Source organism: Streptomyces fungicidicus (assembly GCF_003665435.1).
Classification (GTDB): domain Bacteria; phylum Actinomycetota; class Actinomycetes; order Streptomycetales; family Streptomycetaceae; genus Streptomyces; species Streptomyces fungicidicus.
In genome coordinates, this window is sequence record NZ_CP023407.1 from 6,643,960 (window position 1) to 6,656,446 (window position 12,487).

At 74.6% G+C, this 12,487-nt stretch carries 4 protein-coding genes; all 4 read right to left on the reverse strand.

From position 1 onward, the window contains the following. Positions 1-3: 3 nt before the first annotated feature. The 4 genes from CNQ36_RS29925 to CNQ36_RS29940 are packed head-to-tail and all read right to left on the reverse strand — an operon-like array spanning position 4 to position 12,416. Complete coding sequence (locus CNQ36_RS29925) at positions 4-1,809, reverse strand: acyl-CoA dehydrogenase family protein (RefSeq protein WP_121548259.1); 1,806 nt, start codon at positions 1,807-1,809, stop codon at positions 4-6. Continuing rightward, complete coding sequence (locus CNQ36_RS29930) at positions 1,809-3,527, reverse strand: acyl-CoA dehydrogenase family protein (protein ID WP_121548260.1); 1,719 nt, start codon at positions 3,525-3,527, stop codon at positions 1,809-1,811. Before CNQ36_RS29930 ends, CNQ36_RS29925 begins: the two co-directional genes overlap by 1 nt. Then, positions 3,524-5,143, reverse strand: a complete 1,620-nt coding sequence (locus CNQ36_RS29935) for a PfaD family polyunsaturated fatty acid/polyketide biosynthesis protein (RefSeq protein ID WP_121548261.1) — start codon at positions 5,141-5,143, stop codon at positions 3,524-3,526. The genes CNQ36_RS29930 and CNQ36_RS29935 overlap by 4 nt, the downstream gene beginning before the upstream one ends. Positions 5,144-5,174: 31 nt before the next feature. Next, positions 5,175-12,416, reverse strand: a complete 7,242-nt coding sequence (locus tag CNQ36_RS29940) for a beta-ketoacyl synthase N-terminal-like domain-containing protein (RefSeq protein ID WP_121548262.1) — start codon at positions 12,414-12,416, stop codon at positions 5,175-5,177. Positions 12,417-12,487: the final 71 nt, after the last annotated feature.

The following is a 12,487-nucleotide window of genomic DNA, read 5'->3' on the forward strand; positions in this document are numbered from 1 at the left end:
GCGTCAGCGGGCCTCGGCGCGCGGGACGTCCCCGGCGGGCGCGGTACGGTCGGCCAGCGTGATCGGCCAGTGCGACAGCAGCCGGTTCTCGGAGTCCAGCCGGACCAGCAGGACCAGCACCTCCTCGGCCGCGTCGGGGTCCCGGTAGGGCTCGTACGGGGCGAACCGCAGCCGCAGCCGCTCCAGTTGGAGGAGGAGCAGCGCCGGGCTGGGCAGCGGGTCGGCCATCACCCCGTGCGAGTGCACGTAGGTGTGCACACAGGCCGCGGCCGCGTGCACCAGGCAGTACTCCTGCGCCAGGTCGAACAGCTCCGCCGAGTGGGCGTAGCCGCGGCCCAGGTCCGCCTGGAGCAGGCGCTGCCGCTCCCGCAACGGACCGAGCCGGTCCAGCAGTTCCTCCGCGACGCCGGCGGCGAGCAGCAGCCGGTCGCGGTCCTTGTCGGCCGCCTCCTCGGCCAGCGCCCGCAGCCGCTCCAGCGAGTCGGGCGCGGCCAGGACCGCGTCGTCCATGCCCCGGCTGGAGAGCTCCTGCAGCGCCGGCCGGTAGGTGGGCAGCTCCGTGTCCATGCCGTACAGCACGGCCGCGCGCTCCGCCGCCTCCCCGCGGACCCCGGCCTCGGCGGTGAGGGCCTGCTGGAGCAGCGAGGGGAGCTGGTGGCCGATGTTGCGGAGGTTCACCACCGTGTTCCCGTCGGCCATGTTGGTGACGAGGAGGTCCCGCAGCATCTTCTGGTGCATCCCGAAACGGGGGTGCGTGCGCAGGAACACCCGGGCCCCGAGCACCACGTTCAGCCGGGACAGGGTCTCCTCCAGCAGCGTCGGCACCACGTACTTGGCCACCGACGACCACACGCTCACCTGGGCGGGCGAGGCCTGCAGGCTGCGCACCGCGCCCAGGCACACCGCGTCCGCGATCATCAGCTCGGCGAAGGACTCGGCGAGCTGGCGCCCGGTGTAGGGGACGTCGACGACGGGCCGGTCGAACAGCACCCGCCCCTGCGCGAACTCCAGGGCCGTCCGCAGCGAGGTGTCCACCCCGGACAGGGCCAGGCTGAGGATCACCAGACGCGCCGTCTGGCTGGTCTTGAGGGCGATCTCCAGGCCCTGCCCCTCCGCGCCGACGAGGTCGGAGTCGGGGACGAACACGCCGTCGAACCGCAGCCCGCTCAGGTCCAGGGCCCGTACGCCGTGCTGCCTGACGGGGTGGGTCTCCCGGACGGTCTCCGCCTCCGCCCGCCACTTGTCGACGACCAGGATCGAGTAGTCCCCGGCGCCGCCGCGCGGTCCGGTGCGGGCGAAGACGACCATGCGGTCGGAGTAGGTGGCGTTGCCGATCGGCCACTTCTCACCGGTCAGGCGGTAGCCGCCCGGCACCCGCTCGGCGACGACCTCGTTGTTCAGCAGATCGCTGCCGTGCGCCGCCTCGGACAGCCCCCAGGACAGCCCGACACCGCCGTGGATGTCGGCGATCTGCCGCCGCTTCTGCTCGTCCGTGCCGGCGATCCACACCGGCGTGAACGCCGCCTGGGTCAGGCCGAGCGCGATGGCGGTGGCGCCGTCGCGGCGCGCCACGAGCCGCATCAGGGTGAACCCGGTCTCCGGGTTGCCGGCCTTGCCGCCCTGTTCGGCCGGCAGCCCGTAGTCCAGGAAGCCCCAGCGGCGCAGCATGCCGACGAAGGCGTACGGGAAGGTGTCGTGCTCGTCGTGGTCCAGTACGGCGGTGAACGGCATCCGGCTCGCCGGGTCGTGCGGGTCACCGAGGTACTGCTCGAACCGTCGGGCCAGATCGGCCAGCTCGGCCTGGGACATCAGGAGTTCTCCATCGGGTCGGACGGGCGGGAGGTCTCGGGGGCGAGGGGAACGGGCAGCGCGGTGATGAGCCGGTTGCCCCGGCGCAGGGCGTCCGCGGCGTCCAGGGCGGGCAGCAGGTCGGGACCGCCCCGGCGGGGGTCGACACCGCCGGACCGGGCGAGCAGGAAGGACAGCACCGCGCGCAGCCAGCCGGACGCGCCCGGCTCACCGCCGTACAGCGGCAGATGCCGGTTCGCCCACCACAGGTGGACGCACGCCGCGGCGGCGTGCACCCAGGCGTAGCGCTCGGCGACATCGGCCAGCGCGTTGGGATCGGCGCCGCGCAGACGCGCCGCGGCGGCCTCGGTGCCGAGCGCGGCGACCGCGTCGGCCACCCGGCCCACCAGCGCCGCGGTGCGCGGATCGGTGAGCTCCGCCCGGACGGCGCCGGTGATCGGGCGCAGCCCGGTCAGTACCGGATCGGAGCCGCGGACGACCAGGTCCAGCCGGGCCGGGTCGTACGGCGGCAGCTCCGCGTCGAGGGCGAAGATCCGGTGCAGGGTGTCCGGGTCGGGCTCCTCGCTGCGCCCGGCGAGGGTGGGGATCTGGGCGGCGAAGGAGCGCAGGTTCGCCAGCGGGCTGGCGTCGATCACCCGGACCACCGCCGTGTCGCGCTGCACCTTCTGGAACATCCCCGAGCCGGGCGCCCCTTCGCGCAGCACCGAACGGGTGGCGAGGACGCCCGCGCAGCGCCGCGTCAGCTCGTCGCACGCCTCGGCCACCACGTGCTTGGCGGCCGGCGCCCACACGCTGAACACCCCGGGGACGACGTGCACGCCCCGCGCGGCGGCCAGCGCCACCGCGTCCGCCGCCAGCAGCGCCGCCGAGGCGACCGCCAGCTCCCGCCGGGAGTGCGGCGCCCCGGTCAGAGGAGTGCCGGCCACCCGGCGCCCGGCGGCGAAGCCGAGGGTCAGGCGCAGCGCCGTGTCCGCGCAGCCGAGGCTGCCCGCCATGCTCATCAGGCGTACCGCCTGCTGGGCGAGGACCGCCACCTCCAGGCCCTCCCCGACCTTGCCGACCAGTGCGTCCTCCGGCACCGGTACCCCCTCGAAGCGCACCCGCGCGGTGTCCACGCCGCGCATGCCGCCCGTGCGCGGGGCGGGCTCGCGGACCACTCCGTCGGCACCGGAGTCCAGCAGGAAGGCGGAGAACGCGCCGGGGCCGCGCTCACCGGTGCGGGCCACCACGTAGAAAGCGTCGCAGCGCATGCCGTTGCCGACCATCCACTTCTCGCCGCGCAGCCGTCCGTCCTCGTCCAGCCGCATCTCGCCGGCCAGCAGTTCGCTGCCGTGCGCGGCCTCGGTCAGGGCGAACCCCACCGAGCCGCCGCCGGTCAGGATCCGGGCCACCCGCTCGCGCTGCTCCGCAGTGCCGTGCAGCCGGAGGCAGGTGGCGGCGATGATGCCGAACATGGTGCCCGGCATCACGTTGACGTCCCGGCGGGCCGCGGCCCGCACCATGGTCAGCCCGCGGTCGAACGAGTCGAACGCGCCGCCCCACTCGCGCGGCAGGTAGTTGAGGTGGAAGCCCGCCGAGACCAGCTTCCGGCACAGCTCGTCGGGGTGGGCGTCGGCCTCGTCGCGGGCGACGGCCGCGGCGAAGCCGTACGGGTTGCCCGGGTCCCCGGGGTCACCGAGCAGTTCCTCCACGCCCTCGGCGGTGAGCGCCCGGCTCATCGGGCGGCCTCCGTGAGGGCGGCCGGCTCCAGCGGCACCGGACGGTAGTCCGTCACGGACGCCGGAAGGGTGACGCCGGCCGTGGCCAGGTGGGCGATCCGGGTGTGGAAGGCGGCGCCCCGCATCAGATGGTGGGCGACGTCGGCGACCGTCCGGTTCTCCGGCGTCTTCAGATAACTGCCGGACACCCAGGCGTTGAAGCTGCCCATCGCGGGACCGCACCAGATCTGGAAGTCGGCGGCCCGGTCCCGCTGTCCGGTCACCGCCCAGCGGGAGGCCATCCCGAGGTACCAGCGGAACACCAGCGCCATCCGCCGCCTGGGGCTGTCGGCGGCCCGGGCCAGCTGCTCGGGGTCGCGCCGGCCGAAGTACTCCACGCACTCCTTCCAGACGTCCTCCAGGGGACGCCGGAACACCTGGGACTCCAGCCGCTCCCGCTGCGCCGCGGGCAGCGCGTCGATGCCGTCGTACGCCTGGTACAGCTGGTAGAGCTGCGCGGCCCGCATCGGGAACATCGAGCCCCGGCGCAGCACCTGCAGCTCGACGCCCATCTCGAACATGTCGGCCGCCGGCGCCATCACACAGTCCGTGACCTCCGCCTGCGCCAGCAGCTCGCGGGTGGCGGGGGAGGTGCCGGCCTCCAGACAGGACTGGTTGACGGAGCCGGTCACCACGTAGGCGGCGCCCATCGTGAACGCGGCGGCGACGGCGGCCGGGGTGCCGAGCCCGCCGGCCGCGCCGACCCGGACCGGTGTGGCGTAGCGGTGCTCGTGCTGGATCTGGTCCCGCAGCCGCAGGATCACCGGGAAGAGCGCCGGCAGCGGACGGCGGTCGGTGTGCCCGCCGGAGTCCGCCTCCACGGTGATGTCGTCGGCGAGCGGCAGATGGTGGGCGAGCTGCGCCTGCTCCGGGGTGATCAGACCGTCCCGCAGCAGGGCGTCCACCATCGCCGTGGGCGCGGGGCGCATGAACCGCTCGGCGGTCTCCGACCGGGACACCTTGGCGATGACCCGGTGCCCGGCCACGATCCGCCCGGACGGCTCCCGCCGCAGCCCGGCCAGCCGGTAGCGGACCAGGTGCGGGGTCAGGCCCAGGAACGCGGAGGCCTCCACACAGCGCACCTCGTGCCGCAGGAACAGCTCGACGGCCTCCCGCTCCAGCCGCTCCTCGCTGGGACTGTGGATCAGGTTGACGGCGTACGGCAGACCGGGGATCTCCGCGGCGAAGCGGGCCAGGGCCTCCTCGATGGTCTTCGGCAGCAGACCGGCCGCGCCGAAGGAGGCGAGGAAGCCGTGCCGGGCGAGGGCGATCACCAGGTCGGCGGAGGCGATGCCGCCGGCCATCGCCCCGGCCATGTACGACTGCCGTACCCCGTGCGCGGCGCGGAACGCGGCCGAGCCGAGCCGGTGCGGCGGCAGCGCGGGCACGGCGGCCAGCACGGCCGGCCCGTCCCCGCCCGCGGCCGCCGTGCCGCCGGCGGCCGCGCCGGCGCCCTGCGCCGTGGACACGATGAAGCAGGGCTGCTCCAGCTGGGCCAGGACCTGCTGGATGCCTGCCGGATCGGTGCTCGGATACCCGCCCCCGTACCAGCGGAGCGTCTCGGGTGTGGTGCTCATGGACAACACGGCTCCTTGGCTGTGGCTGCGGTCAGTCGGCATCCGGACGGACCTCGATGGCCACGTCGGTCAGTTCGTAGATGCGCAGACCCGGCTTCCACAGGTCCGCGTCGGCGATCAGCAGCAGCCGGCCCGCCTCCTCGCGGACCTCCTTGACGTGCACGTCGAAGAACAGCTCGCGGTCGTCGCGCAGGATCTGCCCCCGGTACTTCCAGGACATCTCCACGTCGGTGGCCATGGCGAACCGGGGCCGGGTCATGCCCCCGGCGAGGCCCTGGTCGAGGACGAACAGGCGCAGCGCCTGCAGCACCGCCTCGACACCCAGCGAGCCCGGCATCACCGGGTCGCGGTGGAAGTGGCAGTCGAAGTACCACTCGTCGGGCCGGATGCTGCGCTGCCCGTGCACGTAACCGGCGCCGTGCCGGCCCCCGTCCGCGACCAGGTCGACCCGGTCCACCAGGTCGAAGCGGCCGCCGGGCAGGTGCAGCCGGCCGCCGGAGGCGTCCCGGAAGGCGGGCGCGTCCGGGCCCAGTTCGATCCGCTTCACCCTCTCCGGCGCCGGCTTCTCCTCCTCGAGCCAGGTCGGCCTGTAGGTGCCGCTGTCCAGGCCCACCTGGTTGGCCAGGGCGGACGCGGAGAAGTACCCGAAGAGCGACTCGCCGGTGTAGAACACCTCGCCGTCCGCGGAGAGTTCGTACGAGAAGTTCTGCAGTACGGCGCCGGACACCACGCTCGTCATCAGCAGCTTCGAGCGGTGCCGGACGGTCTTCCCGCGCAGGTCGACGTCCTTGACCAGGGTGGCCCGGCCGTCCAGGTTGCGGATGGAGTACTGCTCCTGCGGCTCGCGCAGTGTCGCGCCCAGGTAGTAGCCGAGGAAGATGGCGGCCTGCAGCGAGCTCTCCATGTACACGCAGTTCGGCATGTACGGCGTGGAGTTCTCGCGGTAGTACCAGGCGTCGTCGGGCGAGTCGTACTCGGTGACCATCTCGGAGCCGGGGCTCAGGTCGCCGCGGGTGCCGGTGAGCGACATGACCCGGTCCACGAACTGGAAGTCGCCGTTGGGGATGTAGGGCGCCCGGCTGGTGCGGTAGATCTCGAACTCCGGCCCCATCGCCATGTCCAGCAGCCCCTTGGCGGAGTGCGCCAGGTGCAGCTCGTTGATCATGGCGGCCTCGCCGTCGCGGTTGCGCCGCCCGAGGAACGCGGGGACGCCGCCGGTCTCCGGCCGGTACGGGGTGCCGGGCTTCTCCACGATCTGCAGGCCGAGGTTCTGCATCCGCACCACCGGCTTGTCCCCGAGGTAGATCAGGACGTCCGCGACCACCGTGGGACGGGGCAGCAGCGTCAGCTCGGTGACCTCCACCTCGTAGCGGATCTCGGCGTCCTTCGGGGTGACCTGGCCGCGCACCTGTACGTCGATGCGTCGGTCGGTCACCGTCTGGAAGCGCGCGTCCGGCAGGGTGAGGTGCATGCCCTGGTGCATCAGGTAGACCTGCAGCAGCTGGATCGCGCCCTCGGCGATCAGGGAGCCGGCCAGCACCGGGTCGTCGGGGAAGTGGCAGGTGAAGTACCAGGCGTCCGGCTCCAGATGCTTGACGGCGCTGATCGAGCCCAGCTCGCAGGGCCCGCCCTTGCGGTCGATGGTGACCTCGTCCACCATCCGCAGCCGCGCGTCCGGCAGCCGCAGCGCCGGGTTGATGCCGGGGTCCTGCGCGTGCTCCGGTCCGAAGACGTCACCGGGACGGCCCTGGGCCAGCAACTCAAGGTCGGCCGCGTCGAGTTGGTTCTTGGTCGTGGCGGCCAGCGGCTTGAAGGAGCCCTTCGGCAGGGCGGCGCGGCGGGCCCGGTCCTGATCGGTGAGGACCACGCCGAGCGGGGTCTCCAGCTCCTTCTTGCTGAAGAACCCGGCGCAGGCGTCCCGGAGTTCGAGGATCAGCTCGCCGTCGGCGTAGCAGTCGTAGCTGAAGAAGAAGATCGTGGTGTCGCCCTGGTGGACGAACCGGTCGATGGAGATCTCGTAGCGGAGCGTCTGCCCGGTGGTGGGCAGCCCGCCGCGGAAGACCAGGGAACTGTCGAGCAGCCGGTAGACCCGCTCGCCCTTGTTGCGGAAGTCGATGCCCAGATAGCTGACCAGCAGCAGGTCGCACTGCCCGGACTCCACGGTCACCGCGGGCGGCACCCCGCCGTCCACGGCGTACCAGGCGTCCTCGGGCACGTCGTACTCGGTGGTGATCCTGGCCGGCCGGAGCACTCCCGGCTCGGCGTCCAGCTCGGTCACCCGGGTGACGAAGTGGTACGGCGGGGCGGGCAGCCGCACCCGGGCCGCGTAGGTGTCGATCTCGGCGAACTCGGGGCCGAAGACCTTGGCCACCGAGCCGGTCGCGAACTCCAGCAGCTCCGCCTCGTTCCAGATCGCACCGCCGTCCGCACCCGGGACCACCTGCGGGGCCGCGGGCAGTGCCGGGGGTGCGGGGGGCGGCGAGGCGGGGAGCGCGGGCGCGGCGGGCCGCGCGGCGGAGACGGCGGGCGGGGCCGCGGGGGCCGCGGGAGCGGGCGCGGGCCCGCCCAGCAGGGCCTCCGTACGGTCCAGGGTGGCCGCCTGGAGCACCCGGTGGGTCTCCATGACCACGCCGTGCGCGGCGACGATCTCCCGGCGCAGCTCCCGCACCAGGTCCGCGGCCGGCCCTCCGCCGGTACGGGCCCCCGCGGGCGCCGGTGAAGCCGGCCGCGGTGCGGGCTGCCGCGGCGGGTCCGCCGCGGCGGGCGCCTGCGGGACGGCGGCCGGCGCGGGCGGGGTCCAGGGCACGACCGTGGCCGGCTCCCCGTCGAAGGTGATGACCTCGGACATCTCGAGGGTCGGGTCGGCGGGCATGGCTGCGGGCACCTCCGGCGGAGCGGACGGGACTGTGACAACGGGTTCCGGCCGGTCGGCGGACGGCGCCGCGGCGACGGGACGAAGGGCGGACAGGACCTCGGCCGCCTCACGGGCGACGCGGTCCGGGATGGGCTCGCCCAGACCCACCCGGGTCAGGGGCAGACGGCGGGACGCGGCCGCCGGCGCGGGCCGCGCGGCGGGCTCCCGCCCGAGCAGGGCCGTGAGGTCCACCGGGAGCCCGTGGCCGGCGAGCCGGGCCACGAGATGGGCCAGCGGTGTCGTGGCGGACACCCCGCGCCGGTCCACGCAGGCGGCCATGTGCGGTGCGTCGCCGAGCGTGTCGCGGATCCACCGCGAGCAGGTGGCGCCGGGGCCCACCTCGATGAAGTAGCGGTAGCCGCGCTCGTACGCCGCGTGCACCAGCCGCGGGAAGTCGATCGGCGAGCGCAGCGTCGTCGCGATGCGCCGCGGCGACTCGGCCAGCTGTCCGGCGGGCAGCGGCCGGTAGTCGTACGCGCTGAACAGCTCCAGGTCCCCGAAGGAACCGGTGGGGTAGTCGTTCAGCCGGGCCAGACCGTCGAACTCGGCGTCCACCACCGGGCAGTGCATGACCACGTTCACCGGCGAGCGGGCCGCACGGCAGCCCAGCTCCCCGATCAGCGCCCGGCACTGGGCCGGATCACCGGCGATCACCAGCTCGCCCGGCGTGTTGACGTGGGTCAGGAACACCCTGTCGTACCGGGTGAGCGCCTCGCGCACCGGTTCGGCCGGGGAGAGCAGGATGTGGGAGGCCCACACGGACGAGTCCGGGGTCTCCCGCGGCAGCCCCCACGCCTCGCGCACGGTGCGGCGCGGGCCGCACAGCCGGTCCTGGAAGACGGGGCTGTCGCTGATCAGCGAGTCGCTGCGGCCGGCCGGGTCCCAGCCGCCGGTCGCGAACAGCATGCTCGACTCGCCCAGGCTGTAGCCGAACCCGCCGTGCGCGGTGACGCCCAGCACCTCGCGCACCAGGGCGGTGTAGAGGATGGCGAAGCTGGTGCCGGTGGCGAGCATGAACGGCACGTCGTCGCCGAGCCGTTCCTCGAGCAGCATCAGGTCGCGCCGGGTGAGCGCCTCCAGGGTCCGCGGGTACAGATGGGCGGCCCGCAGCATCCGGGCAGGTTCGGCGGCCTGCTCCTCGAAGCGGTCCAGCAGCGCCGGGAAGGCCCGGAAGAGGTCCGCGCCGAGCCCCGGATAGCTGTTGAAGGCGCCCGGGTAGACCAGGGCGACCCGCCCCTCGGGACCGAGCGGCCGGGGGGTGAAGAAGGAACCGGCGGGGGTGGCCCACTCCTTGCCCTCGGCGTGCGCCGCGGGCACGTCACGGGCCATCAGCTCCAGCTGCTTCACCAGCGCTTCGCGGTCCTGGCCGACCAGCACGGCCCGCAGCCGCCGCCCGTCGATCCGGCCGGCCGCCTCCCGCGCCAGCGCGCGGGGGTCGGCGCCGTCCTCGAGCAGCGCGCGGTACCGCCCGGCCTCCTCGACCAGCCCCTCCGCCGTGCCGGCGCCGACGGCCAGCAGGACGGGGCCGCCCGCGCGGTACCAGTCGGCGGTGGGCCGGGGCCGGTCGGCGCCGGGCACCGAGGACAGCACCAGGTGGGCGTGGGAGCCGCCCGCGCCCAGCATGCTCACCGCGGCACGGCGACGGGTCCCCGCGCGCTCCCGCAGCCAGGGGCGGGTCGCCTCGGGCACATGGAACGCGGAGGCCGCGAAGTCGTCCGCGAGGTCCTCCGCCGGGCGGCTCCAGCCGCGCGTACCGGGCAGGTACCCGTACCGCAGGCACAGCACGGCCCGGATCAGACCGGCGATCCCGGCCGCGCACCCGGCGTCGCCGAGCTGCGCCTTGACGCTGCCCAGGGCGGTGCTGCCGGCGCCCGCGCGGTAGACCCGCGCCAGACCGGCGATCTCCGCGCGGTCCGCGTCCCGCGTGCCGTCCGCGTGGGCCTCCAGATAGCCGACGTCGGCCGCGCCGGCGCCGGCCTGCTCCAGGGCCGCCCGCGCGGCCGCGGCCAGCTCGCCGGCGTCCGCTCCGGGCAGGGCGCCGTCGGCCGGCGCGTACCGCACGGCCAGGCCGTCGATCCGGGCGTGCACCCGGCCCCCGCTCACGGCGGCGTCCGCGCGGGTCACCACCAGGGCGCCGGCGCCCTCGCCGACCCGCCGCCCCCGCTCGCCGTCGTCGAACGACAGCCCCGGTCCGGCGGCCGTGCCGGGCCCGGTCAGCAGGTTCTCCGCGGAGCCCGCCAGGTCGACGGCGCCGACCAGCACCGCCTCCAGGTCCGGGTCGAGCAGCAGCAGCCGCGCGACCTCCAGGGCCTCCGCGGTGCCCGCGCCGTCGGCGGACAGGGTGAAGGACGGTCCGGTCAGGTTCCAGCGGGAGGAGATCCGCCCGGCCATCACGTTGCCGATGTAACTGAGCACCTCGTTGGCGCCGATCGGGTCCACCACGGCGTCCCGGGAGATCTCGGCGAGCGCCGCCCGCTGCTCCTCGGTGAGCTCCAGGCCCGCCGCGTCGAACTCGCGGCGCAGGAACGCCCCGAGCCCGTAGCGGCTCAGCCGGGCGTGCGTGTACGGCTCGATCTCGGTCACCACGACCACGGCGACCCGGCGCGGCTCGGGAGTGTCGCCCGCCCCCGCGCCGAGCCGGTAACCGGCGTCGCGCAGCGCCTCGTCGGCGACCTTGGTCATCAGCGCGTGCTGCGGGTTGTAGATGCGCAGGTCGGACGGCGGCACCCGGAGTTCCACGGGGTCCACCTCGACGCCGTCGACGAACGCCCCCCGCGGTGCGCCGCCGGTGAGTCCGGCCTCGTCCAGGGTGCCGCCGTCGGTACGGTCCAGGCCGCGCCAGCGCTGCTCGGGCAGCGGACGCAGATCGTCCTCGCCCCGGTGGACGGCGCGTTCGAAGGCGTCCAGGGTCTCCAGCGACCCGAAGTGCGCGCCCAGGCCCACCACGTCCAGCGCGGGCGGCACGGCCGGCCCGTCGGAGGCCTCGGGGCCGTCGGCGGAGGCGGACGTGGCGTCCGACAGCACCACGTGCGCGTTGGTGCCGCCGAACCCGAACGCGGAGACCGCCGCGCGCCGCGGACCCGGACCCTCGGGCCAGGCCCGCGCCGCACGCACCAGGACCGGCTCGCCGACCCGCCCGTCGGGGGAGGAGATGGGCTCCGTGACCCCGATCGTCGGCGCGATCGTGCCGTCGTCCATGGCCAGCACCACCTTGAGCAGACTGCTCAGACCGGCCACGGTCAGCAGGTGCCCGACGTTGCCCTTGACCGAGCCGAGCAGCGGCACCCCGCCGCGCGGGCCGAAGAACTCGGCGACGGACTCGGCCTCCGTGGCGTCCCCGATCGGCGTGCCGGTGGCGTGGCACTCCAGGTAGTCGATGGCGGCCGGGTCCACCCCGGCGTCCGCGTAGGCGCGGGCCAGCGCGTCGAGCTGGCCGCTCTTGCGCGGCACCAGCGGATGACGTCCGGAACCGTCGTTGGACAGCCCGATGCCGTCCACCACGGCGTGGATGCGGTCACCGTCGCGCAGCGCGTCCGCCAGCCGCTTGACCGCGACCATGCCGGCGCCCTGACCGGTGACGATGCCGCCGGACCCGCGGTCGAAGGGCTGGCTGAAACCGTTCTGCGGATAGGCGTGCAGATCCGAGAACGACAGATGGATCAGCGTCGGGTCGGGCGCGCACACGCCGCCCGCCAGCACCAGGTCCGCCTGGCCGGAGGCGAGGTGGCCGCAGGCCAGACTGAGCGCGTACAGCGCCGACGAGCAGGCCGCGTCCAGGCAGTAGCGGGGTCCGCCGAGACCGAGGGCGGCGGCGGTGACCGCGGCGGGCGATCCGCTCACCCGCAGGTTCTCCGGGACGACCGCCGCCCGGTCGACCAGCGGGCGGGCGCCCGGCAGCCCGGCCAGCTCGGGCTGTCCGGCACGGCGCAGCCCGGCGAGCACGGCCTCCTGCGCCAGCGGGACGCTGACCTCGGCCGAGGCGGGCGTGGGGAACGAGTAGTTGCCCATCACCAGGCCGGTGCGGGCCAGCGTCCCGGGCCGCTCGTCCGCGCCGCAGTCGCGCAGCGCCTCCCGGGCGGCGTACAGGGACCAGTGGAAGATCCGGTCCAGCCGGGAGAGGCGGTCGGGGTCCAGGCGGTAGCCGGTGGGGTCGAACTCGAAGCCGGAGATGAACCCGCCGCGACGGGAGGTGATGCGGTGGCGGGGATCGAGGTCGCGCTCGTCGAGCGCCGGCCCGAAGACCTCCTCACCGCCGTCGCGGCGGCTGTCCGTCCCGTTCCGCAGGTTGTCCCGGAACTCCTCGGGAGTCCGGGCGCCGGGGAACAGGCAGGAGATCCCGACGATCGCGTATCTGCTCATGACTGGGAGAGGTTCCTTCCCGAACGGGGGATCCTGTGGGGCGGGCGGCGGCGAACCGCCGCCCGCTCGGT

Bases quoted from the DNA above. Each gene is read 5' to 3' on its own strand.
- CNQ36_RS29925 (WP_121548259.1), bottom strand. From the start codon at position 1,809: ATGTCCCAGGCCGAGCTGGCCGATCTGGCCCGACGGTTCGAGCAGTAC.
- CNQ36_RS29930 (WP_121548260.1), bottom strand. From the start codon at position 3,527: ATGAGCCGGGCGCTCACCGCCGAGGGCGTGGAGGAACTGCTCGGTGAC.
- CNQ36_RS29935 (WP_121548261.1), bottom strand. From the start codon at position 5,143: ATGAGCACCACACCCGAGACGCTCCGCTGGTACGGGGGCGGGTATCCG.
- CNQ36_RS29940 (WP_121548262.1), bottom strand. From the start codon at position 12,416: ATGAGCAGATACGCGATCGTCGGGATCTCCTGCCTGTTCCCCGGCGCC.